Annotated in this window: 23 protein-coding genes and 2 pseudogenes; 3 read left to right on the plus strand and 22 right to left on the minus strand. The window is 43.8% G+C overall.

The features are described from left to right. Window positions 1-229: 229 nt before the first annotated feature. The 3 genes from hpf to STRDD13_RS07220 form a co-directional block, all read right to left on the minus strand. Window positions 230-778, minus strand: coding sequence for a ribosome hibernation-promoting factor, HPF/YfiA family (gene hpf, locus STRDD13_RS07210; RefSeq protein ID WP_067103533.1), 549 nt, complete (start codon window positions 776-778; stop codon window positions 230-232). 76 nt (window positions 779-854) lie between these two features. Beyond that, window positions 855-1,274, minus strand: coding sequence for a ComF family protein (locus STRDD13_RS08805; RefSeq protein WP_231852582.1), 420 nt, complete (start codon window positions 1,272-1,274; stop codon window positions 855-857). A 212-nt stretch (window positions 1,275-1,486) separates the two neighbouring features. After that, a complete protein-coding gene (locus tag STRDD13_RS07220) occupies window positions 1,487-2,803 on the minus strand; it encodes an ATP-dependent helicase ComFA (protein WP_067103535.1) in 1,317 nt (438 codons plus the stop codon). A gap of 62 nt (window positions 2,804-2,865) precedes the next feature. Between STRDD13_RS07220 and STRDD13_RS08315 the strand changes: the two are divergent. Together STRDD13_RS08315 and cysK are read left to right on the plus strand one after the other, a co-directional pair. Then, window positions 2,866-3,497: pseudogene (locus STRDD13_RS08315) on the plus strand (YigZ family protein). Window positions 3,498-3,672: 175 nt separating this feature from the next. After that, complete coding sequence (cysK, locus tag STRDD13_RS07235; RefSeq protein ID WP_067103540.1) at window positions 3,673-4,599, plus strand: cysteine synthase A; 927 nt, start codon at window positions 3,673-3,675, stop codon at window positions 4,597-4,599. A 211-nt stretch (window positions 4,600-4,810) separates the two neighbouring features. Here cysK and STRDD13_RS07240 read toward each other — a convergent pair whose 3' ends face one another. From STRDD13_RS07240 to STRDD13_RS07300, 13 genes and pseudogenes are all read right to left on the minus strand, one after another. Further along, complete coding sequence (locus STRDD13_RS07240) at window positions 4,811-5,176, minus strand: S1 RNA-binding domain-containing protein (RefSeq protein WP_067103541.1); 366 nt, start codon at window positions 5,174-5,176, stop codon at window positions 4,811-4,813. A gap of 1 nt (window position 5,177) precedes the next feature. Further along, window positions 5,178-5,765, minus strand: a pseudogene (locus tag STRDD13_RS07245) (peptidylprolyl isomerase); the annotation flags it as partial. 57 nt (window positions 5,766-5,822) lie between these two features. Next, window positions 5,823-6,467, minus strand: a complete 645-nt coding sequence (locus tag STRDD13_RS07250) for a response regulator transcription factor (protein ID WP_067103543.1) — start codon at window positions 6,465-6,467, stop codon at window positions 5,823-5,825. After that, on the minus strand, window positions 6,436-7,458 hold the full coding sequence (locus STRDD13_RS07255; protein WP_231852583.1) for a sensor histidine kinase: 1,023 nt from the start codon (window positions 7,456-7,458) through the stop codon (window positions 6,436-6,438). Before STRDD13_RS07255 ends, STRDD13_RS07250 begins: the two co-directional genes overlap by 32 nt. Beyond that, on the minus strand, window positions 7,455-8,150 hold the full coding sequence (liaF, locus tag STRDD13_RS07260) for a cell wall-active antibiotics response protein LiaF (protein WP_067103545.1): 696 nt from the start codon (window positions 8,148-8,150) through the stop codon (window positions 7,455-7,457). Before liaF ends, STRDD13_RS07255 begins: the two co-directional genes overlap by 4 nt. A gap of 285 nt (window positions 8,151-8,435) precedes the next feature. Next, on the minus strand, window positions 8,436-10,391 hold the full coding sequence (gene pknB, locus STRDD13_RS07265; RefSeq protein ID WP_067103547.1) for a Stk1 family PASTA domain-containing Ser/Thr kinase: 1,956 nt from the start codon (window positions 10,389-10,391) through the stop codon (window positions 8,436-8,438). Then, entirely contained in the window at window positions 10,388-11,128 is a 741-nt protein-coding gene (locus STRDD13_RS07270) for a Stp1/IreP family PP2C-type Ser/Thr phosphatase (RefSeq protein ID WP_067103549.1), read from the minus strand. Before STRDD13_RS07270 ends, pknB begins: the two co-directional genes overlap by 4 nt. A 41-nt stretch (window positions 11,129-11,169) precedes the next feature. Beyond that, window positions 11,170-12,483, minus strand: a complete 1,314-nt coding sequence (gene rsmB / locus STRDD13_RS07275) for a 16S rRNA (cytosine(967)-C(5))-methyltransferase RsmB (RefSeq protein WP_231852584.1) — start codon at window positions 12,481-12,483, stop codon at window positions 11,170-11,172. Then, on the minus strand, window positions 12,473-13,408 hold the full coding sequence (gene fmt, locus STRDD13_RS07280; RefSeq protein WP_067103553.1) for a methionyl-tRNA formyltransferase: 936 nt from the start codon (window positions 13,406-13,408) through the stop codon (window positions 12,473-12,475). The genes rsmB and fmt overlap by 11 nt, the downstream gene beginning before the upstream one ends. Window positions 13,409-13,513: 105 nt before the next feature. Next, complete coding sequence (locus tag STRDD13_RS07285) at window positions 13,514-15,892, minus strand: primosomal protein N' (protein ID WP_067103555.1); 2,379 nt, start codon at window positions 15,890-15,892, stop codon at window positions 13,514-13,516. A 58-nt stretch (window positions 15,893-15,950) separates the two neighbouring features. Further along, window positions 15,951-16,265, minus strand: a complete 315-nt coding sequence (gene rpoZ / locus STRDD13_RS07290) for a DNA-directed RNA polymerase subunit omega (protein WP_067103557.1) — start codon at window positions 16,263-16,265, stop codon at window positions 15,951-15,953. A 27-nt stretch (window positions 16,266-16,292) separates the two neighbouring features. Then, a complete protein-coding gene (gmk, locus tag STRDD13_RS07295) occupies window positions 16,293-16,934 on the minus strand; it encodes a guanylate kinase (protein WP_067103559.1) in 642 nt (213 codons plus the stop codon). A 252-nt stretch (window positions 16,935-17,186) separates the two neighbouring features. Continuing rightward, window positions 17,187-18,800, minus strand: a complete 1,614-nt coding sequence (locus tag STRDD13_RS07300; protein ID WP_067103561.1) for a ribonuclease Y — start codon at window positions 18,798-18,800, stop codon at window positions 17,187-17,189. Window positions 18,801-18,930: 130 nt separating this feature from the next. On the opposite strand from STRDD13_RS07300, the gene STRDD13_RS07305 reads away from it, so the two are divergent. Further along, window positions 18,931-19,413 carry an S-ribosylhomocysteine lyase gene (locus STRDD13_RS07305; RefSeq protein ID WP_067103563.1) on the plus strand — a complete coding sequence of 161 codons (483 nt, stop codon included), beginning with the start codon at window positions 18,931-18,933 and terminating at the stop codon, window positions 19,411-19,413. 441 nt (window positions 19,414-19,854) lie between these two features. Here STRDD13_RS07305 and STRDD13_RS07310 read toward each other — a convergent pair whose 3' ends face one another. The 6 genes from STRDD13_RS07310 to STRDD13_RS07335 are packed head-to-tail and all read right to left on the minus strand — an operon-like array spanning window position 19,855 to window position 24,818. Then, the gene (locus STRDD13_RS07310) at window positions 19,855-20,526 is read right to left on the minus strand and encodes a fructose-6-phosphate aldolase (protein ID WP_067103565.1); all 672 of its coding nucleotides are present in this window, start codon (window positions 20,524-20,526) and stop codon (window positions 19,855-19,857) included. Window positions 20,527-20,538: 12 nt separating this feature from the next. After that, a complete protein-coding gene (locus STRDD13_RS07315; protein ID WP_067103567.1) occupies window positions 20,539-20,904 on the minus strand; it encodes a PTS glucitol/sorbitol transporter subunit IIA in 366 nt (121 codons plus the stop codon). A 24-nt stretch (window positions 20,905-20,928) separates the two neighbouring features. Beyond that, window positions 20,929-21,912 (minus strand): PTS glucitol/sorbitol transporter subunit IIB, encoded by a 984-nt coding sequence (srlE, locus tag STRDD13_RS07320; protein ID WP_067103569.1) that lies wholly within the window; start codon window positions 21,910-21,912, stop codon window positions 20,929-20,931. A 19-nt stretch (window positions 21,913-21,931) separates the two neighbouring features. Beyond that, window positions 21,932-22,483, minus strand: a complete 552-nt coding sequence (srlA, locus tag STRDD13_RS07325) for a PTS glucitol/sorbitol transporter subunit IIC (protein WP_067103571.1) — start codon at window positions 22,481-22,483, stop codon at window positions 21,932-21,934. 25 nt (window positions 22,484-22,508) lie between these two features. After that, window positions 22,509-22,979, minus strand: coding sequence for a transcriptional regulator GutM (locus tag STRDD13_RS07330; RefSeq protein ID WP_067103573.1), 471 nt, complete (start codon window positions 22,977-22,979; stop codon window positions 22,509-22,511). 12 nt (window positions 22,980-22,991) lie between these two features. Then, window positions 22,992-24,818, minus strand: a complete 1,827-nt coding sequence (locus STRDD13_RS07335; protein WP_067103575.1) for an HTH domain-containing protein — start codon at window positions 24,816-24,818, stop codon at window positions 22,992-22,994. Window positions 24,819-24,823: the final 5 nt, after the last annotated feature.

Here is a 24,823-nt window from a genome sequence, read left to right on the forward strand (position 1 = left end):
CCACCTTGTCAACTACTTTTTTCATCTTTTTCTACTTTTTTTGAAATTTTATTTTTGATAGCTCATAAAGCCCTCTGTAGCAGGGTTTTCTCTTGAAAATTTCTTCCCGAAAGATCCTAGCAGCGGGTATCTATTCATTCCTTTCATATGAATCGCTTTATTTCTTCTTATTATAGGTATCTTGATTTCAAAAAAAGCGGGAAGTTGCCTTCCCGCTATTCTTTAAGGGCTATTCAGTTTCTTTGACCTCTAACAAACCAACTCCGCCTTCTTCACGTTTGTACAAAACATTTGTTGTCCCATCGTGAGCATCGGTATAAAGATAAAAATCATGTCCGAGCAACTCGAGTTGCAATAGAGCTTCTTCAAGGCTCATTGGTTTTAAGTCGATTTGTTTCGTCCGAACAATATGTTGATCCGCTTCTTCTGTATCGTAGTCTCCATCAACAAAGAGTTTGTTTGTAGCTACTTTTTGGCGATTGCGTTTTTCAATTTTTGTTTTGTTCCGACGAATTTGACGTTCGATTTTGTCTACTACTAAATCAATAGAACCATACATATCTTGAGAGACATCTTCAGCACGAAGCGTTACAGATCCGAGGGGAATAGTCACTTCTACCTTAGCATTCTTTTCGCGATAAACTTTTAAATTCACTTTTGCAGCTAATTCTTGTTCTGGAGAGAAGTACTTTTCAATTTTTGCTACCTTATCTTCAACATAGGCACGGAGAGCTTCTGTAACTTCAAGGTTTTCACCACGAATATTAAATTTAATCATGTTATGACCTCTTTCTAGGCATCTGCCTTTGTTCACTTTTATTATAACATTATTTAAAAAGTTTGCAACCGTTTTCTCATCTTGCTAATGAAAAAGTTTTGATTTTTTCCGTTCCTTCTTTCATTATGATTTGCTTTGCTTGATAGATCGTGGCTCCTGTCGTATAAATATCATCTACAAGAAGGATTTTGTTGGGCACTTTTGTAGACTGCTTTATTCGAAAAGGTTGTTCTCTTTTCAGTCGTTCTAAACGACTTAGATGAGACTGAGCTTCGCGCTCATCTTTTTCTAATATATTTTGATAAGGGATTCTTGCAGCGTCAAGCAGGGCGGTTACTTGATTGAAGCCTCTTGTTTTCCTTCTGTCCTTACTGATTGGAATAGGGACGATTGTGTAATCTGAAAAATTTTTCAGGGCTAATTTTAGTTCATGTGAAAAGACTTCTCTTAGCTGATAATCTCCCCAGAACTTAAATCGTTGAAAGTATTCTGCCATAAATGCATTGTACTGATACAGGGCTGTATGATTTACTTGATCCCTTCCTTTTCCAATCTTGACAATCGTTGCAGATCGGACTTTCTCTTGATTCTTTACAACAAGCTTCGCAGCCTGTGTCCGTGCAGAGAGCGAACCTCGCTAAACACTTGTGACAAACTACTTTTTTATTTTTCCTTATGAGGAAAAGAGAACTGATCATTCGTTCTGCTTTAATCCATTCGTGGCATAGAAGACAATTCATCATAACCTGCTTTCTGATTGATGCGCCGAATCGTTCGGATGGCCTGACACACTTCCTTGTTCTTCCCTTCTGAAAAGTACAACAACAGGCCACTTGGCCTTTCGAGACTTCGTCCTACTCGTCCAGCAATTTGGATTAAACTAGAGGCGTTGAACAAATGATGATCGGCTTCAAGAACGATGACATCGACTTTAGGAAAAGTCACTCCTCTTTCTAAAATTGTGGTGGTGACCAAAATATCAATTTTTTCCTGACGGAAGTCTTCTACAATCTCTTTTCGACTCTGAGATTGACTACTAACCCCCACAATCTTGTCTTTCGGACAATAGGTTTCTAGAACAGGTATGAGTTTCTCTGATAATTGAATTTCTGGGACAAAAATCAGCAATGGAATCTTAGTCTCTCTCTGCTCTCGAATAACTTTTACAAGTTTTCGATCCAACTGACGTATCGTCTCCTTGTTGGCAGTTGACTTCATAAACCTCCATTTTGGAAGGACTAATGGATGGTTATGGAATCGTCTCAGCAAGGAAAGTTGCCTTAGCTCCCCTTTCTTAACAGAAGCATCTAAAGCTGGAGTCGACGTTGCTGTTAAATAGAAAAGAACTCCGTCTTTTTTGAGAGATTTTTTAAGTGCAAATTCCAAAGCAGGATTGCCAACAAACGGGAAAGCATCTACCTCATCTAAAATGACCAAATCAAAAGCATGATAAAACTTCATGAGCTGATGACTAGTGGCGACTACTAATGGACTATAGTGATCGTCTTCTGATCCAGCATGTAACAAGCTAATTTCACAAGAGAAATCCCGCTGGAGCCTCTTATAGACTTCTATACACACATCCACTCGAGGGCTGGCTAAACAAACCCGACCGCCTTTATCAATGATACTTGCGATGCTCTGGTAAATCATCTCCGTTTTCCCTGCACCAGTTACGGCAAATACGAGTGTGCTTTGTTTTCTAACTAATGATTCTAACAGTGCATCTGAAACCTGCTTTTGTAATGAGGTCAGTTGTCCTGACCACCGCAAAGAAGACTGTGGGGGAAAAGCGGGTTGGTCGAAATAATAAAGCTCATCCCCCTGGCATAAACGTCCAAAGACGATACAAGTCCTGCAATATGCCTTCCCGTTTGGTAGCAGTGTTTCTTTAGAAAATGAGGTTCCACACCGCAGACAAGCCGTCTTTTTACCATTCGGTCGTACCCGCCCGATACGTTTTTCTTCATCACTGAGCTGATAGGACGGAAACTGGCGCCCGTAATAGTATTGTAAATCGTTCATTAATTATTTATTCGCAATCAACGTCACTTGTCAGCCTCTTCAAAAATTAGTACAATTTGAGTATGACTCACTTTCAAACAATAAAAGAAGACGGACAGTATGAAGTCGAGATAAAAAAATCTCGCTTCATCTGCTATTTAAAAAGGGTGACTTCCGAAGGAGAAGCCCGCGATTTTATCCAGGAAATAAAAAAACACATCACAAGGCCAATCATAATTGCTCCTGTTTTATTCTGGGAGAGGCGTCAGAAATCAAGCGTTCCTCTGATGACGGAGAGCCTTCTGGGACAGCTGGAATCCCAATGTTAACGGTATTAGAAAATCTGGGCCTGACAAATGTAGTAGCAGTCGTCACACGCTATTTTGGTGGGACAAAATTGGGTGCTGGTGGTCTCATCCGCGCTTATGGGAGTACTGTAGCCGACGCCATCAAGGGAATTGGAATAGTCTCGATCAAGGAACAAGTCGGGTTAACCATCCACTTCTCCTACCCTCATTATCAGCGTTTTTCCAATTGGCTCCAAACTCACGGCCTGCAAGAAGTAGATCCTCAATTTACAGACAAAGTGGAGACCACTATTTTTGTTGACGAGGAACAGGTTGAAAGCATCCAGTCAGACCTCGTAGATTATTATCATGGGGATCTTTCCATTCAAAAAAGTGGGGTCCGGATGGTTGAGGTTCCAATTACGTAAGTCATTAAGCTACAAGATAAGAACACAAACCTCCCCATCCAGCTACTCAGAAATCCAAAGTGTCCGAATCACTGATAGACAAATATAAAAAAGCTATCACAATGATAGTTTTTTTATATTTTACAAGTTTGTGGACCGGTAGTATACTAAATCTACATCGAAAGGGAGGACTATTATGACAATCTATTCATCAATTTCTGAATTAATCGGCCGTACGCCAATCGTAAAACTCAACCATTTGGTGCCAGAAGATGCCGCCGATGTCTATGTCAAATTAGAAGCTTTTAACCCTGGTTCATCCGTAAAAGACCGTATTGCTTATAATATGATTCGAGATGCTGAAAAGAAGGGCATTATCAAACCAGGTGATACGATCGTGGAACCAACTTCTGGTAATACGGGGATCGGTTTATCCTGGATTGGAGCAGCTCTTGGCTACAAGGTCATCATTACCATGCCTGAAACAATGAGCGTGGAACGCCAAAAATTGATCAAAGCTTACGGTGCAGAATTGGTACTGACTCCTGGTAGCGGAGGAACTCAAGGTGCGATCGACAAGGCACATGAGATTGCAAAAGAGATCGGTGGTTGGGTGCCCCTTCAATTTGATAATCCGGCCAATCCAGAAATTCATGAATTAACAACAGGTCGTGAAATCCTGGAAGACTTTGGCTCACATGGGTTGGATGCTTTCGTTGCAGGGATTGGAACTGGTGGTACCATCACAGGTGTTTCTCGTGTCTTGAAAAAAGATAATCCAGATATCCAAATCATTGGATTAGAAGCAGACGAGTCTGCAGTACTATCCGGTGACAAACCCGGTCCTCACAAAATCCAAGGAATTTCAACAGGGTTTATTCCAAACGCCTTGGATACAACATCCTATGACGAAATCCTTCGAATTAAATCAGATGATGCACTAGCCTTCGGCCGTACCTTTGGTGGACAAGAAGGGTTCTTGCTTGGAATTTCTGGTTCTGCAGCGGTCCTAGCCGCGATCGAAGTGGCTAAAAAATTAGGAAAAGGGAAAAAAGTCCTAGCACTTGCTGCAGATAATGGGGAACGCTACCTATCTACGGCTCTCTATCAGTTTGATAATTAAGCACAAATACATCAAAGAGGCTGGGACAAAAGTCCTAGCCTCTCAATTGTTTTTGGATTGTCGAGCAAGACGCAGTGGTTGAGTGGGCCCTACTAGGCTGATTTCATCCGCTTTTACAGCCCTACTCAACTGTGCGGAGGTGGGACGACGAAATCGCATTCTAACGAATGACCGATTTCTGTCCCACTCTCTTTTTCTGATTTTGAATTCGTTACGCGTCGTGGGAATGGGCTAAAAATTCTTTTCCCTCCTGGATCCAGATGGGAAGCTGATCAGCCAAGGGTTTGAACCCCGTCTTGTGACGATCACTGGAGAAGCGGCGTCTCCTTGGGATCCGGTGCTTTTCTTCCTCTAGGGTTCGTAGAGAAAGGCTTGCTTTTTGTGAAAACTCATCATAATCCACAACCTGTACTTCCACATCTTGCCCAATCTTGAGGAAGTGGTGAATATCATCAACATATCCTGTTTTTACCTCGGAGATGTGAACCAATCCGACGAACCCACTTTCCAGTTCGACAAAAGCCCCGTAGGGCTGGATTCCAATGACTTTTCCTTTGAACTTCTCGCCGATTTTCATCCTAGTCCTCAACTTCAACGGTTTGAATCACTACATCTTCTAGAGGGCGATCTTGAGCATTTGTCTCTACTTGGGCAATCGTATCTAACACTTCATAAGAAGCAGCGTCCATCAAGTGACCAAATACGGTATGTTTTTGATCCAAATGAGGCGTTCCACCATTTTCAACATAAACCGCTGCAATTTCTTCAGGCCATCCTCCGTTTACGAGCATATCATTTGTATAGGGGAAATCACTGTTTTGAACGATAAAGAACTGACTGCCGTTTGTATTTGGCCCTGCATTGGCCATTGATAAGGCTCCCCGAAGGTTGAAGGCTTGCATCGAAAACTCATCTTCAAAAGCTTGGCCATAGATGGATTCTCCTCCCATTCCGGTACCGGTTGGGTCGCCTCCTTGAATCATAAAGTCAGGGATGATGCGGTGAAAAATGACTCCATCATAATATCCGTCCTTTGCCAAGGCAATAAAATTTGCGACGGTTTTAGGAGCCAACTCTGGAAAAAGTTTCACCCGAAGAGTTCCGTGATTGGTCTGGATGAGCGCTACCGGTCCTTCTGCTTTTGTTGGATCCAATTGTGGATAGTTTTTTGTTTCTGTCATATTGTTCTCCTTCTTCCTTAGCTGTCAATAAAAGCTATTATATCATGATTCGTCATCTTGTGCTACTAAGCCATGTTGAAAAGCATAGACAACCGCCTGAGTCCGATCACTCACCCCTAATTTTGATAGGATATTGGATACATGAGTCTTAACTGTCTTGAGAGAGATAAAGGATTCGTCTGCGATGCGTTGATTTTCATATCCTTTTGCTAAGAGGGCCAAGATATCCCTTTCACGTGCTGTTAAGAGCTCATGAGGATCTGGATTGTTCTTGTGACTTTCCACTTTTCGCTCCACTTCTGCCTCAATCGATAATTCTCCCTTGGCTACTTTTCGAACAGCTGTCAGGATTTCTTCTGCATTTGATGTTTTTAGCATATAGCCCCTTGCCCCAGCATCAATCACAGGATAGATTTTTTCATTATCCAAATAAGATGTAAGGATGAGAACCTTGGCTTCTGGCCACGTTTTAAGGAGTTCAAGCGTGGACTCGACTCCTCCCATCACGGGCATCACCAAATCCATGACAACCACATCTGGTCGCAACTGTAAGGCTAAATCAATCCCTTCTTGGCCATCTTTTGCCTCGGCTACTACTGAGATATCTTCTTGCAAATCTAAGAAACTTTTTAAACCTAGACGAACCATTTCATGGTCATCTACTAATAATACTGTGATTTTTTTCATCTTCATTTCCTTTCAATAGGGGAATACGGATATCAATGGAAACGCCCTTATCTTGGGCCGATCGAATTTTCACTGTCCCTGCCATATCAGCAACCCTATCTTGAATATTCTGCAATCCATAACTAAGTTCCTTTTCCTTTTCTGGTTGAAAACCAATGCCATCATCGACCATCTTTAGTTGGACATCCCCTTCATGCTCAATGAGATAAACATCCAAATGTTGGGCTTGAGAATGTTTGAGCGTATTGCTGATGATTTCTTGGGCAATCCGAAACAAGTGATCTTCTACGACTGTTGGTAAGGCGCTCACTTCGTGTTGAAAAGAAACCTGAATCCTACTTTTATCACTGACTTCATTCAGGAGGGTTTGGAAACCCTCTACAAGCGACTTCCCGTTTAACTCACTAGGACGTAGATGGAGCAACAATATCCGTAGATCCTTCTGGGCTGTTTCAATCATGGATTGTACCGTTTGTAACTGTTTTTGTGTGACCGTTGGATCTACTGGTGTAGTTGCATGAGCTAAGCCAGAGAGAATCATGCTGGACGCAAACAACTCCTGACTGACTGTATCATGGAGGTCTCTTGCAATTCTTTTTCGCTCCGCTTCCACTATTTCTTCTTGTTTGACCAAATCTTGGTTATCCAACTCTTGCACCTGTCTCGTTAACTGATACACTGTCGTGGCTAATTCGGCCATCAGGGGATCTTGTGAATGAACTGCCACTTGATTTCTTTTCTGAAGAATCCGATGAATGGTGTGACGGATGGTTTGTGTGGATAAAAGGGAGATAGTCTGTACAAGAAAACTCAGAAAAAAGGTGAGTAAAATGAGCAAGAGGATCAGCGTGAACAAGAGTTGCTCTCTCGTAGCAAGTCCCACTAAATCTTCTGGCGTATAGCCTAGGAGCGGTAAAATGGCCGCTAAGAGCACAAAAAGAATTAAAAAGGCATACCATAGTAATAGAAAAAACATCCTTTTTTTCATCATACTCTCACCACCTCTACATCCCCGTATAAGGTATTGACCAGAACTTTGACCCGACGGTGAGACTGACTATACAAAGAAGTCTTTACAAGAATACTGTCATTGCGCAACTGCCATTCTTTCTTTTCTAAAAAGGTGACCTTCCCATACAAAGAGGTAGCTGATAAAGCAATCTCTACATCCACCGGAATGATAATCTTGGTCTTCCCATAGAGCTTCCGGATGAGGACCATATTATCTCCACCGGTAACAATCGTCTCTTCCAAGTCAATGATATCTGTTCCTACCAAGCGAATGATATTAATGTCTTCAAAACCATAGGCTTCTCTCGTCACTTCTTGAACACCGAACCACTTGGTTTTTACGACAGCATCGACACTCAAGTCTTGATCAACATTCACCGGGACATATTGGGTCCGTTTCTGAAAGCGCGCAAAGGCATTAACGACAATATAGGCGATCGCTAAAAGCGATCCTAAGACAAAATACAAATTGAGGGCAAAGACTAAAAACAAAAGAACCGCTGAACTAATGGTCAGAGCATTGAATAGTTCCTTCTGTAAAAAACGCCCAAGGAGAAAGAGCAGAATCGCAAATGCCAATAATATCCGAGTGGATTGACTGGCCAAGGCGTCAAATAGAGCGAGGGAAAAAATTAAGGTTTCGACGAGTAAAAAAAATTGTACTTTAATCATGAGCTCCCTTTCTACTGTTTATTGTATCAAAAATTAAAGGTTCCTGGACAATAAAAACCTTCGCCATCAAGATGACTTTTCACCATACAAATAGAGGCTGGGACAAAAGTCCTAGCCTCTCAATTGTTTTTGGATTGTCGAGCAAGACGCAGTGGTTGAGCGGGCTCTACTAGGCTGATTTCATCCGCTTTTACAGCCCGACTCAAAACTGTGCGGAGGTGGCGCGACGAAATCGACTTCGAACGAATGACCGATTTCTGTCCCACTCTCTATGCTTTTCTTCTATCAGTCTGAGGAAGACGTACTGGATGTGCTTGTCGATGTAGGAGTCGTTGCACTTCCTGAGACCGTTAAGGTCACATCCTCATCAGAAGCGATTGCCGTTCCTGCTGCCGGATACTGACCAATGACCATATCCACAGCGGAAGCTGATGTCGAAGAGTCGGTAATCCGTTGAATATGTGAAACGGTCAATCCTAATTCCTGCAAGCGTGCCACAGCACGAGCATAACTATAGCGGTCCGTGCCGAAGTCTGGCATGGTGATAGCCCGTCCCCTCGAAATGGTCAAGGTAATCGTCGTTCCAATATCGACGGTTTCACCGACTTGAGGGTTGGTAGAAATTACCTGACCAGCGTCTACTGTATCACTAAATTCCTTATTGGTACTTGTGTTGACCACAAAGCCTGCACTCTCTAGAGTCCGACGAGCATCTGACTCCGATAAGCCTGTGACAGTAGGGATGGTAACCGTTTCTTTCCCTGTAGAAACGGTCATGGTAATCGTTGCACCTTCTGGTGCATCCGTTCCCGCTTGAGGATTGGTGCTAATCACACGACCCGCATCCAGATTATTATCGGAAGCTTCCTTTATCTCGACCTTAAAGCCGGCGTCTTCTAACGTTTTCTGAGCTGCCGCCTTTGTCTGACCGACCACATCAGCGACCGTCACTGTCTTGGTCCCAGATGAGATTACGACAGAGACCGTTGTCCCTTTCGTTACGTTTGCCGCATTAGCCTTCGGCTCTGTACGGATGACAAGCCCCTCATCAACCTCAGAGGAGTTTTCCTTGGAAATTTCCCCAAAAACTAGGCCAGCATTTTCAATCTTGGTCCGTGCAACATCCAGGGTATCTCCTGCGACATTTGGCACAGTGACATAACTAGGTTGCTGCAAGAGTAAGGCCACAACCGCTGCTAAAGCTAAGAAAATAGCTGCAATCAAAATCTTGTAGCGCGTTCGCATCTTCTTTTTAGGTTTATTAGAAGATGTTGGATTCCCAGCCACCACTGGCTTAGAGGGAGATTTCGATGACTTTTGAGGGTTAACAGGTGCACTTGTCGGCGCTAATTGCGGAAGAGTTTTGGTGTCCACGCGGGTGTCCGAAAAGACCAAGGGGCGTTCATTCCGTCGTTCATTGGAAAGAGCAGAAGCCAAATCTGCATACATTTCTGCAACTGTTTTATAGCGGTCCGTTAATTTCTTCGCAGTCGCTTTGGACACTACGTTTTCCAAGGCTTGAGGGACATTTGAATTTTCCGCTCGAACCGATGGCATCGGTTGCTGGAAATGCTGAAGGGCAATGGTCACTGCACTATCTCCATCAAATGGGATATGGCCGGTCAACATTTCATAGAGTATAATCCCCATCGCATAAATGTCACTTTGCACCGTCGCTTTTGAGCCACGTGCTTGTTCTGGGGATAGGTAATGAACAGAACCCAACATGGAATTTGTCTGGGTTAGACTGGTCTCGGCAAAGGCTACTGCAATACCGAAATCTGTGACTTTTGCATTTCCGTCTGGGGTCAAAAGAACATTTTGAGGCTTTAAGTCGCGGTGTACAATCCCTTGCATGTGAGCCATTCGCATGGCCAGCAAGATTTGTCCCATGATTCGGACCGCTTCATTGTTCGATAACGGAGCATTTTCCTTGATATAGCGTTTCAAATCCAGGCCAGCTACATATTCCATCGCTAGGTATTGTTGCCCGTCTTCTTCTCCGATATCTGTGATCCGAACAATATTTGGGTGGTCCAGTTCTGCCATGGCCCGCGCTTCTCTTTGGAAACGTTGGACTGCTACCTGGTCCGTTTGATAATTGGTCCGAAGAACCTTTACCGCAACTTCTTCTCCATCTAAAATCAGATCCTTTGCGAGATAGACATCTGCCATCCCACCACGTCCGATTTGCCGAATGATCCGATAGCGACCCGCAAAGATCTTACCGATTTGAATCATTCAGATGCCTCCTCCGTCACTTCTACAATACCAACCGTAATATTGTCAGTACCTCCGGCCTTATTGGCAAACCGAATGAGGGTTTCTGCTTTTTCTTCAAGGGTCACATCACTGAGGAGAATATCTCGAATATCCTCTTGTGACACCATATTGGTCAAGCCATCACTATTGATGAGGACTAGGTCTCCGACTTCCAATGATTTGATCGCGATATCAGCTTCTACCGGCTCTGCTTGACCGATTGATTGCGTGATAATATTGCGTTGTGGATGGTGTTCTGCTTCAGCCTCTGTCAACTGACCTGCACGAACCAAGGCACCGACCAAGGAATGATCATTGGTCAATTGAGTGTACTCTTCTTTTCGTAGGAGGCCGATCCGTGAATCACCGATGTGCGCATAAATCATTTGGTGATCAATAATCACGACCGCTTCTAGCGTCGTACCCATGCCTTTATATTGGTCTGTTTGCCCGAGTTGGTAAATCTTTTCATTTTCTATCTCGATCTGCTCAATCAACCACTCACGTACCTGATTGAGGCTATCGATTTGGGTATCCACCCAGGAGCTACCGAGGTCGGTCGCTGTCATCTCACTGGCAATATGACCTGCACGATGACCCCCCATCCCATCGGCGAGCACGATCAAACTCACACCCGCTCTATTTTGATAACAATTAATGTAATCTTGATTATTAGAACGCTTTTGTCCGACATCCGTTAAAAAGCTAATTTTCATATCTATCGTTCTTCTTTCTAGCAGGATAACCTGCACTCTTTCTAAGATAATCTCTTTAGTTGTCCGATGAAGAAACCATCCGTCTGATGAAGTTCCGGTGTCACCAAGATACAGCCATCTTTGACGATATCTACCTGACTATGTGTCAAGGGAACTTGTACAAAATTCGGATGCAGTTCCAAAAATTTGCGCAGAACCTCTTGATTCTCTTTTTCCATAATGGTACAGGTACTGTAGGTTATTATACCACCTTTTTTTACCGTTTGGCAAACACTCTCTAGGATCTGCAACTGGACTTCTTGCAAGGAAGAAAAATCCACACTCTTTTTCGTGTACTTAATATCCGGCTTTCTCCGAATCAATCCAATCCCAGAACAAGGGGCATCCACCAGTATTTTGTCAAAATATTCCGTTGGAAAATGCTGGGAAACCTGTCTGGCATCTAATTGCCTCGTCTCGACTTTGTCTGACACACCCAGTCGATCTGCATTCTCTCGAATGAGGGCCAACTTATGTTCATATAGGTCGAGGGCGATTACCCGTCCTTGGTCTAGATAAGAAGCCATATGCACGGTTTTCCCTCCAGGAGCTGCACAGGCGTCCAAAATGAGCTCGTCCCCTCTTATATCTAAGGTCGGAGCGACTAGTTGACTGGTCTCGTCTTGAATGGTGATCTCCCCATCTTGAAAGGCTCGAGTCTGTGAAAAATTCCCCTTTTCTTTGACCAATCCTAGCGGTGAGAGCAGGGATCGACTTGCTCCAAGCTCTTCTGCCAAGACTTCTAAGCGCTCCGGACGAACCACTCGGGCACTCGCCTTACTTCGTGTATACAAGCTAGCAAATATCTTTTCAGCCCGCTCTTCTCCGTATTCCTCCAGCAATGCACGGACCAGCCATACAGGGAGAGAATATTGGACAGATAAGCGTTTGTTTTTTCGTTTAATCGCTGTGACATCCGGGAGTCCTTGCGAGAGTATCTTCCTCAAGATAGCATTGACATAAGAAGAAGTACCTGGACTTCGCTTGGCCAAGTTGACAGCTTGATAAACAACGGCATGAGCAGGTATTTTTTCAAGAAAGTACAGCTGGTACAGACTCATCAGCAATAAGACATAGACCCAACCATCCAGCTTATCTCGGTCCTCGACAAAATGGGAGAGGTACCATTCCAAAGTGATTTTACGGGCCACTGTCCCATAGACCAATTCCGTGACCAGCCGCTTGTCCGCTGGGGAAAGCGCGGATTGGGTTAAGGCCTTGTTTACAGCGATATTTGAATAAGCGCCTTCCTCCAAGATCTGTTCTAAAACAGTCAAGGCTACCGCACGCGCGTTTGTATCCCGTTTAGTTTCCAAATTGATCTCCAACATTAATACCTTGTCCTTGGCCATTTAAAAAAGAGGCGATGGGCATTTGTGGCTTTCCTGCCGCTTGCACAACCTTTAGAGAAAGAGCCCCTTCTCCTGCCGCAATGATCAGCTCTTTCTTATTCTTCACAAGGACTTGACCTGGGTGACCTGACCCTTCCACCACTGTAGCCTCATAAATTTTAAACCGGTTGGCATGCCATACGGTATGGGCAACTGGCCAGGGATACATGCCTCGAATCTGGTTAAAGAGCTGACGTGCTGTTTTGGTCCAATCCAACACTTCCTCTTCTGGGGAAATATTGGGAGAGAAGCTGACGAGGTCAGGGTTTTGCTTTTCTGGAATGAGAGTCCCGTCTAAGTAAGCAGGTAGACTATCTAAAAGAAGGTCGCGCCCAACTAGTGCCAGTTTCTCAAAGAGGGTCCCGACATTATCCGTTTCAGTAATCTCAATCGCACGCTTTGCAATCATATCCCCAGCATCCATTTCCTTGACCATCTCCATGATGGTTACACCCGCTTCTTTATCCCCATTGATAAGCGCATAATGAATGGGAGCACCTCCACGATATTTCGGCAACAAGGACGCGTGTACATTGACCGCAAAATTCATGGACGATAGCAACTTGGTTGGTAAGAACTGACCGAAAGCTGCAGTTACGATTCCATCTGCTCCCAATTGGATCAAATGGTCTAAATCTGGACTGGTGGATAATTTCTCTGGTTGGAATACAGGTAGAGAATATTCCAGCGCCAATTCTTTCACCGGTGTCATTTTGACTTCCTTTTTTCGACCGACTTTTCGGTCTGGTTGGGTAACGACTGCTAGGATTTGATAATCTTTGCTGTCCAAAAGCCCTCTTAAGACAGTTGCCGAAAATGCAGGAGTTCCCATAAAAATAATTTTTGTCATCTTGTTCCTCGCTTGTTATTCCTTTTATTATACCATGTATTGTCTCCCATTGGAGTCTCGCAGGCTTGAAAGAGACCGACCTCTCCTTCTCTCATCCGGATAGAATCACATCAAATTTTGCGGTTCGTGATCAATGACCACCCTCACCTCTTGCTGCGCCTTCTCTTGACTCCAGTCTAAGATATGACGAAGACAATCCACTAAATGGTCTTCTTTTCGATACTTTAGCAGGATTTGATAATGGTAGAGATTGCGTGTCCGAGCAATTGGCTTTGGAGTCGGACCTAACATAGCGACGCCATCTGATAGACCTTGACGCAGCAATTGCATGACATCATAGGCCTTCTTTACAGCCACGTCCTCAGATGGATGGGACAGGGTAATCCCAACGGTATAGACGTAAGGAGGGTAACCTAAACTTCGACGAATCCCCATTTCATACGCATAAAATTGTTCATAATCCTGCTGCTTGGCAAACTGAATGGCGTAGTGTTGAGGATTATAGGTTTGGATGATTACTTCCCCTTCTTTTTCTGCCCGGCCTGCCCGGCCAGCCACTTGTGTCAGCAGCTGAAAGGTCCGTTCTGACGCACGAAAATCAGCTAAATGAAGCGCTGTATCGGCATTTAATACTCCCACCAGGGTAACATTAGGGAAATCCAAACCTTTGGCAATCATCTGGGTTCCCAATAAAATATCCGCTTCTCCTTGTTCAAAGGTTCGAAGCAGGCGCTCATGGGCTCCCTTCTTCTGGGTTGTATCGACATCCATCCGCAGGATACGCGCATCCGGAAGAAGGCTCGCCAACTCGTCATACGCTTTTTGGGTTCCTGTTCCATAATAGCGCATGGAGGAACTCTGACAAGATGGACAAACTCTTGGAATTTCCTTTTGAAAACCGCAATAATGACAGTTCATCGTTTTACTATCCATGTGGAGGGTCAAGGAAATATCACAATTAGGGCATTCGTCCACCGCTCCACAATCTCGACACATCACAAAAGAAGAATAGCCCCTGCGGTTTAAAAGCAAGACGACCTGCTCTTTTTTGGCCAACTTTTCACGAATCTTTTCAACCAAAAGAGGGGTGAAGTTGCTGGCTTCTTGTTGTCCTATAAAGTCTCTAAAATCAACAACTTCTACCTTAGGGATTAGGGCATTTGGGTTAGCTCTATGCGTCAATTGTAAGAATCCATAGACTCCTTTGCTTGCACGAGCACGAGATTCTAGGCTAGGGGTCGCAGAACCCAGGACAAGAACTGCCTGATGATACTGGATGCGAAGCTGGGCCACGTCTCGAGCATGATAGCGGGGATTAGACTCTTGCTTGTAGGTCGACTCATGTTCTTCATCAATAATCACCACCCCTAAGTTTTTGACTGGGGCAAAAATAGCAGAGCGTGCGCCGACAACGACCTTCGCTTCTCCCCTTTCGATTTTCCGCCATTCATCGTATTTTTCCCCATCCGAAAGCCCCGAATGCAAAAGAGCCACCTGCTGGCCGAATCTAGCGATAAAGCGTTGGGTCATCTGAGGGGTGAGGGCAATCTCAGGAACCAGGACAATCGCCGTCTTTCCCATTTTCAAGACACCTTCTATGACTTGAAGGTAGACCTCTGTCTTGCCACTTCCTGTCACTCCTTCTAAGAGATAGGTCTTGCTTTCCTTCCCAACACTCGAGAGAATGGACTTTGCAGCCAGCGCCTGCTCATCATTTAAAATATGAGCTTGGGACGGTGCCACTCCATCAAAGTAATCCTGAGTGCGTAGCACTTCCTCTGAGAAAACTTCGATTAGCCCCTCTTCTTCAAAATAGCGAACAATCTCGGCTGAAAATAGGGCCTTCCATTCGCTTAAGCGCATTTTATCCGTCAATTCCAACAAGAAGTCCTTGGCCTCTTGACGTCTTTTCGCGCGTTTGGAAATAGGGTGGCTTTCTAGAGCAGCTTTACGGACACGGAACCACTTTTCCGTCTTCACCTGCTTTTTATCCTTTGCCTGATATTCCAGCCGTAGCTTACCTTGCTGGGTCAAGCGCATGACCTGGGACTGACGTGCCAGATCTAAATCAGAAAATTGAAGAGAAGAAGCTTCCCCAAACAAGGCCTCACGCTCCTTTGGGGTCAAGCTTTTTTCCGGATACAAGACTTTGTCATAGGTAGAATTGAGCAGATTTGGCAACATCGCCTTTAATATCGTTGTCTTATAAGCGAAGACTGTGGAACGCATCTGCTCCGCCAGCCACAGTTGCTCTTCATTGAGGACAGGCTGGTAGTCGAGCACTTCTACGATCTCTTTTAGGCTCGCATATGAGTCTCGTGTCACATCTAACACAATCCCTTGGATCAATCGCCCCCCGCGACCAAAGGGCACATGGACACGCATCCCAGCTTGAAGCATCTCTTCAAATGCTTCTGGGACTTGATAAGAAAATGGCTTATCCGTCTGCATCAAGGGTACATCAACGATGACTTTCGCAATCATGAGCTCTTCCTTTCCATTGAGTAAATAAACTCAGCTGGATTCCAGCTGAGTTTTCTTTTTATATCTTATCGCCGTCTTCTTTTTCTTTGGCAATTTGCTCTTTAATCTTTTGTTCTTCTTCTTCAGCCCGCTTCTTCGCTTCCTCGATCCGACGTTGGACAGCTGCACGCTTAGCATCTGGATCCGGATGAATGACAACTGTCCCTGCTTCGATTTCTTCTAAAGCACGCAGGGTTGATTTGACTGAGGTAAACTCTTGTGTCGGGTTGGCACCTGCTTCTAACTCATGTGCCCGCTTGGCTTCTAAGATCACCAATGAATATTTGGAAGGCACCTTATCCAAAAGGGTATCAATGGATGGTTTTAGCATCATAAGACCAGTTCTCCTTTATCTTTTCTATTACGAATGAGAGCTGGCTGACACTGCCTCTGCCTTGCTCATCATCTTGTCATACCGTCCAATCACACGATCGACACGGAAATGCTCTGCCTCGATGATTTTCTTCACACGCTCAGCTGCCAAGTGCACCTCGTCATTGACAACCGCATAATCATACTCTCTCATCAGGGCAATCTCTTCTTTTGCTCGCTCAATCCGACGATTGATCATATCTTCACTATCTGTCGCGCGACCGATTAGGCGATCCCGCAACTCATCCAAGTCTGGGGGGGTCAGGAAGACAAAAACTCCATCCGGAACTTTTTTCTTCACCTGCAAGGCCCCTTGGACTTCAATCTCCAAGAAAACATCAATTCCTTGATCGAGCGTTTCATTCACATAAGTCAGAGGCGTCCCATAGTAATTGCCGACATACTCCGCATATTCCAACATCTGTCCCTTACGAATCAGCTCTTCGAACTCCTCACGCGTCCGGAAAAAATAATCTACTCCGTCCACTTCCCCTGGACGTTGAGGACGAGTTGTCATCGAAACTGAATACTGGAATTTATTATCTGAACTATCAAAAATTTGCTTCCTTACCGTTCCTTTTCCAACCCCTGATGGGCCAGAAAAGACAATCAATAGGCCACGTTCTGTCATGACATCTCCTTCTCAATTCTTCTCTCTAGTCTATCAGAAATGAAGGGGGATTTCAAGAGAATGACAAGATTTTCTTAGCAAGTCCTGGACGCAAGCCTTCCTCTTGTCTTTGGTGGCTGCCCCCTCTTCTTTAAAGAGAGAATAGGGAAGAAAAACGGAACTAGGGAAAAGACCCTAGCTCCGCTTGTTTCTACCTGATCAGATCATCTGTGTTTGTTTGATTCAGGCTCCTTCTATAAGTGTAAGGATAGCTTATTTTGCAATGTCTATCGCTCGGGTTTCCCGGATAACCGTTACCTTGATGTTTCCAGGGTAATCCAGGCTATTTTCAATCTGCTCCCGGATATCATGCGCTAAAATCGTGAGGCGATCATCATCAATCTTGTTTGGATGGACGATCACGCGCACTTCCCGACCGGCTTGGATCGCATAAGTTTGCTTCACGCCGTCATAGCTGTTTCCGATTTCCTCCAGTTCTTGCAGACGCTTGATATAGGTTTCCATGGACTCTCGACGAGAACCTGGTCGCGCAGCACTTAAGGCATCTGCTGCCGCTACGATAACGGCTATGGTACTTTCTGCAGGAACATCTCCGTGGTGGCTGGCAATCGCATTGATCACAATCGGATTTTCCTTGTACTTCCGTGCAAGTTCTGTTCCGATTTCTACGTGACTACCATCCACTTCCCTGTCCACTGCCTTCCCGATATCGTGCAGGAAACCAGCTCGTCTGGCCAGATCAATATTTTCGCCCAGTTCTGCAGCTAGAACACCAGCTAGCTTTCCAACTTCAATGGAATGACGGAGAACATTCTGACCATAAGATGTTCGGAAATGAAGACGTCCCATGGTTTTGATGAGGTCCGGGTGCAAGTTAGGAGCTCCGATTTCAAATGCAGCTGCTTCTCCGTACTCACGGATCCGTTGATCCATCTCCAGACGGTATTTTTCCACCAGCTCTTCAATACGAGCTGGGTGGATGCGGCCATCCTGAAGGAGAGCCTCCATGGTCATCCGAGCGATTTCACGTCTAATCGGATCAAAGCCGGATAGGACAACCACTTCTGGTGTATCATCAATAATCACATCGATCCCTGTCAAGCTTTCAAAGGTACGAATATTGCGGCCTTCCCGACCGATAATCCGACCTTTCATGCCGTCATCTGGTAGATGTACTGACGTAATCGTTTGTTCGGCAACATAATCCCCAGAAATCCGTTGCATCGCCTGCGCCAGAAGGTCTTTGGCGATTTTATCAGATTTTTCTTTGACCTCACGCTCTGCTTCTTTCACCCGAAGGGCAATTTCGCGTGTGAGATGGGCTTTTGTATCCGCTAAAATGAATTCTCTCGCTTCTTCTTTACTCAAAGAAGCAATTCGTTCCATTTCTTGAGCTTTTTGTTCTTCTAGCTCATCCAGTGCATGTTCCCGCTCTACAATGTGTTTAGACTTATCTGATAGACTTTGTTCTTTCTTTTCTAAAGCCTGTTCTTTCGTCGTTAAATTATCGTCTTTTCGATCCAAGTTATTGGCCCGTTCTTCCAAGCGCAACTCTGTCTGTTTCAGCACTTGCTTTTCAGACTTAAACTCCTGATCGACCTGCTCACGATACTTACGTGCTTCTTCTTTGGCCTCAAGTAGCAATTCCTTTTTGAGGGTTTGACGATCACGCTCAGCATTTCTCAAAATACTGTCCGCTTCTTCTTCTGCCTTCCCTCTCATATTACTAGCATCTTGTTCGGCCTTTAAAAGGGTTAATTCTGCGGTTTCCTGTGAAGAACGCATCTTCAACGAAATCGCCAGATATCCAATTCCTAAACCAATGAGAGCAGAAACAATGATGATTCCAATGATGAATGTAATCATTTTTCTACCTCTTTTCTCATTCAGATCTCCATAAGAAATCCTTTCTCATTTTATCATAAAAAAAACGATTTCACAAATTCTATCAAGAAATATGCTATAATCAAATAAAAAAGAAGGAGCCCTTTCGAAAATGGAAAAAGAAATTATTGTAGAAAGTTTTGAATTGGACCATACCCTTGTGAAAGCACCGTATGTCCGATTGATTTCAGAAGAGTTTGGTCCTAAGGGAGATGTCATCACTAACTTTGACATCCGCCTAGTCCAGCCCAATGAAAATGCCATCCCTACTGCTGGTTTGCACACGATTGAACATTTGTTAGCCCAGCTGATCCGCAAACGGATCGACGGGATGATCGACTGCTCTCCTTTTGGTTGTCGGACTGGCTTTCACATGATCCTCTGGGGTCAGCATTCAAGTACAGAAGTGGCCCACGCCCTCAAAGATGCCTTGACCGAAATTGCCGAAGTGACCTCCTGGGAGGACGTCCCTGGAACCACCATTGAATCCTGCGGCAACTACAAGGACCACAGCCTCTTTTCTGCAAAAGAATGGGCAAAACTCATCCTTGAACAAGGCATTTCTGATGATGCCTTCGAACGGCATGTCGTTTAAAAATATAGAAAGACACACCAGGACCGTCCGTTAACGGGTAGGCCTAGTGTGTCTTTTAATTTGGATGACTGATGAAGAAGAGACGAGCAGAAAGAGCTTATCTTGGTATTGAGATGAATTAGGGAATTGAAGAGCAATCGTCCTCTAAACGATGAGCACCAAAGGATCAAAGCAAGCCTAAAATACACTAATTGTTCGAGTAGATTATCGGTAATTTTTTAAAAAATCAACAGAAGACTAGAGCTTTCTCTCATTGTTTCAAGACAAAAACACTCCATCTACGCTTGATAAATGAAGTGTTTTTGGAGACAAGCGACTTCCTCTGTCACTTTTTAGGAAGTTTCAAGAGGATTAGCTGTTAAAAAACAAGAATGGGGTAAGGGGCTACCAAAGTTCGATAGAACCTTATTTGGGGGTTTTAGTATAGAGTCGGTCTTCCCTTTAGAGAGTTTGACCGGCGCCGTAAACACTTTCCCAGTCCACTTGAAAATCGCTAACTGCTTTCTTAATCGATGCAGTCGAAAGAACATCTAATAAAAGAGTCGGATCAACTGTCACATCGTGACCAACTAGGGAGAGGGTTTGATTGACCTGATGGATATTTTTGAAACTAGCTCCCAAGATTCGAGTCAGAGCTCCTGTCTTCTCAATATAAGCTGCGATGTGCGTCAGGAGCAAAGGTACATCAATATTTAAACTTTCCATCCGATTGAAGTAAGGAGCAATATATTCTACACCCGCATCAATCGCTAGATAAGCTTGCGCTTCTGAGTAGATGGCAGTTGCTGTTACATGCACTCCTTTTTCTTTGAGTAGCTTGATAGCTTTTAAACCTTCAATTGTCACAGGGACCTTGATGTAAACCTCCTCGTCCACCTGGGACAAAATGTTCTCTGCTTCTTCCACCATCTTGCTAGCTTCAGTAGAAACCACCTGAACATGAAGACTCTGTGTCTTTCCGATAACTTGTCGAATAGCTCGTAAATGTTCAAAAACGTCTAATTTCCCTTCCATCTTAAAAATAGACGGATTCGTCGTGACACCTACTAGCGGAAATATCGCTTGACAAATCTTAATTTTCTCCAGATTTGCGGTGTCTAGCATATAGCCCATAGGAGACCTCCTTTATTCATAAATTTGTATAACGGATCCCTGCTGAATGACAGGAGGGACTGTCACCTGGATGTGCAAGGTCCCGGGCAATGTCACTTCCGTACTGCCATCCAGGGCTACTGTAATATGACCAAGAGTCGACAAATTTTTTGACACAACAGAACCAACAGCAGTTATCAGATACTCCTCATCATCGATGACCAAATAGCCCCCTGGATGAATGTCTCCTGCAACTTTCCTACAATTGTGTGTAAAGCAATAGTCTGCCAAGTCATCTGGTGCACCATCCCCAAATAAGATGAACATATTCGCCTCATCTATCATGTTTTGCGCATCTGGACCAATCTTTGTCACTGTTGTTTCAAATATTTTTGTCATGATTCTTTCCTTCTTTTGTATGCGTTAGCTGTAAAGACCGATACTTGCGATCCAAGCGATGATGACACGTGGTACACCATTTAGGAAGCGAGAATAAAGCACAGATGGTACCCCTACTTCTACTGTCTCCGCATCTGCCTCTGTTAAACCTAGGGCAACTGGGATGAAATCACAGCCGTTTTGTGTATTGATGGCAAACAAGGCTGGCAGGGCCATCTGTGGAGGAATATTCCCTTTTCCGATTTCAGCCCCAATCAAGGCACCGACCAATTGGGAGATAACTGCCCCTGGCCCAAGCAAAGGGGACAAGAATGGAAGCGAACAGATAAATCCAAGAAGAATCAAGCCCCAGATACTACCTGCTAATGGACTCAGTAGATGAGACAACCACGTTCCAATCCCTGATCCATTGATGATCCCGATGAGTAAAGCTACAAAGGCCATAAACGGGATCACCGTGTTAATCATTGTCTGCACACCATTTCGAGCGGACTGGTTGAAGATGGCCACTACCTTTCCTGCTCCCATACCAATTCTAGCCACAAAGCTTGTTTGAGCTCGTTGTTCCGTAATTTTTTTACTCGTATCGTATGTAGGAGCGGTGGTTTGACTCAAGTCAGAAACTAATGCTGTCTCATCAGTAGGGGTAATCTGATCCAGACCGACGGATGACACATAGATATCTTCTGTGATGTACTGTGCTAACGGGCCTGATTTCCCAGTTGCAACCACATTAATGGTTGGGATGCCTTTTTTTGGATAAATCCCGCAACGAAGGGTCCCACCACAGTCTACAATAGCTAAAGCAATCTCTTCATCAGGGATGGAAGTTTTAAAACCATTGACTGCTTCCATTCCTGTCAACTCTGCAATTTTATCCACAATTGCTGGCTTTTCACCACCACCTGTGATGTAAATAAATTTATGTTTTTCTTCCGTTGGTGTAATGATTAACGGTCCACCAAATCCACCATTACCTCTAACAACTTTAATACTCTTATAAGCCATCGTTTTCATCCTTTCTATGCTAGTTGACCACTTTTACTTCTTTACTGAGTGTTACACCTTGTTGCTTCGATACCCAAGCAGTCGTAAAATCTGTAACCCATCCACCAACTGCATTCATAATCAAACCAACTAATAAATAGCGGATAGCCAAATCCATTTCATTTAATCCAAGTTGTTGAATCCCCGATGCAATTCCTAACCATACAAAGAGTTCCCCAGGATTAATATGTGGGAAAATCCCATTTGACGTATGGCAAAATTGCATTTGTGAAGCAATGAAACTTGGTTTATAAAATTCTGGCAAGAAACGTCCCATACTCATAGCCATCGGATTTCCTAGCATGAAGGCCGACAAAAACGGTAAAATCATATACCGGGTTAGCGGATTCCTAGCGGAAAGTTCCCCAAGTTTATTCATGCGTTCTTCTCCGATAATAGCTATCAACGCATTCATCAAAACCATCAGCATCAAGACAACTGGTACAATACCCGTCATCCAACTGATAAAGGTTTCGGCACCAGATTGAAAGAGGTTCATAAACCCTTCTGCAAAACGAGTTACAACATTCATAAGAATATCTCCTTTTTAATTTATTTTATTTGATTCCACATTTAAATCGAGCCTTGAGTAATTGCCAATTGGTTGAAAGATCAAAGGCCGACGCGACCATTTTATCATCATAATTCCCGGCTTCTACTCGTAAGAAAACTTCTCTCGCATCTTCTATCGCGATTTGTAGCAGTCTATTTTCAGATCTGACTAAGGGATTATAGGTATCCAGGTAATGGATATCTTGTCCTATATAGGAAGGCATTGCCTTAAACTTGGACAGAACTGTGACTCCTTGCATTTTCCTCCCATCTAAAACCGTCCCGTTCTTATCAACAGCAAATAAAACAATCGTCCCTGCACGAAGTTTCCCTGAACGGCGACCAATCGCGACGCGTCCTTGACGTCTCATTTGCATATATGCTTGATTAAAATTCTTGAGCTGTCGCAGGCCCAATAAGATTTGCAGGATATACGCAGCAATGACTAGACCAGCTATGAGATAGATTGAATACATTTTTTCCTCCTGCTACACATGAAGTAACTCCGTCATGTAAGGGATCCCTAATCGTTCCTTCACACAACCTTGTTCCGTTCGAAAAATATTGTCAAAAATCTTATACAGTACATCTTGTTGAAATTCATCCAATTTTGTAGGTACTAATAATAGAATAAAGTCTTCGACAGATAAACCATTTAGATGCTTTAAACCCAAGCATTCTTCTTCCAAAACGACGATTGTCAATTGTTGTAATGTCTCTGAAGTCAAATGAGGATAGGCAAATCCATTACTGGAGACTGCAGGCCGTTTTTCCTCTTTAGCAAGGATATCTTGAATGTGCCTGTGATCAATGAAGCCCCCATCTGCTAATCGTCCTAGGAGAGCGGATAAGTTTGCTTCGTAGCTTTCTCCTGCTTCAAACTGAGTAGAGATGACTTGACAATACAGCTGAATTTTCCGAGCTAAAACTGTTTGTTCCATCCGAACACGTTCTTTCGTATTTTCCCTTGTGACGATAGTTAGGGAGATACAAGACTTGAATAGCTCTTCACTATACATCAAGTTATCTGTAAAGACTAGGTCATATTTGGCCTCCAATTCCTCATAAGGTGCATGATTTGTAAATTCTAAAAAAGTAATCTGACAATCATTTCCAAAAATTTGAAGAATTTGTTGCTCGACTAAGACATTAAAGGACTGACCCGCTTGAGAGACAACTGCAATTTTTCCAATCAGAGGTTTGCTCTTTCGTGCCAGAAGCAATTCCATCCAGGCTGCAAAGAGGGGAACCTCCTTTTTTGAAATCGTGATCTGCAATTTATCTGAGAAACAGCGAAGAAAAAAGTCTGCTACTACATGAGAAAATGAGGATTGAAGTAACTGTTCTCGTAAACTCACTTCTGTCAATTCCCACTTCATGACACTACGATTAAGCAAGTAGATAAGATGACGTTGCAAAAGGAGTGCATCCTCTTCTATGTCGAGCTGAATCCCATACTCCTTGATGGTCAAGGCGAGAGCAGACTGTACAACAGACAAGACATCTTGACGCTCTACATCTGCAGCGATAAGCCCTAGTTGCATAGGGAAGGTCAAGAAATATTTTTCCTCTTCGGTGATGGGGCGTCCCCAGTAAAAATCGAAAACTTCATAAACAATCGTTGGCAAATCTAACTCGGTCTGTCTGGTAAACCAGTGAAAGTCTGAGCGTTCAAGAGGATAGTGGCGCCTCTTCCAGGTCAATTGCAAGGTAGATAGAAACGATTTCTGCACTTCCAATGGAAAATGCTTGCTTGCAATAAAGTCTGTATAGGTGTCGATCACCTCTTCAGGTAATTCGATTGCCTGCTCTAAGTAACCTACCACTTCATATAGGTAGAGTAGGCGTTTATTTAGTTCAGAACCCTCCAGACAAATTCCTACACCCGGCTTTGAAATCAAAAGCAAATCATACGAAGTCAGAAGCTCCTTCATCCGCGCCATATCTCGTGTCAAACTACGTCGGCTGATTCCCATCTCCTCTGCTAAGTCATCTGCTGACAAGAAGCCATTTGCATCCAGCAAACGTCGAAAGAAGACAGCTTGACGTTTATGAAACGAATTTAAATCAGATGACTGTAATAACTCCTCCATAACCAAGAGTTTAAAAGATTCCTGATCATAGATGGTCAAGGATAAGGACTCCCCTTTTTCCTGTATAGAAAAAATATGACCATAACTGTAGAGTAGACTCTCTACCAATAATTTGATGGAGCGCTTGGATATGTTTAGTTTCTCTTCGATAATCACGTAGCTTACGCTTGGCTCTGAAGATAAGACATAGAGCAATTCTTTTTTATGGAGTTCTAGACTCATGTTTC

The organism is Streptococcus sp. DD13, from assembly GCF_001578875.1.
GTDB lineage: Bacteria > Bacillota > Bacilli > Lactobacillales > Streptococcaceae > Streptococcus.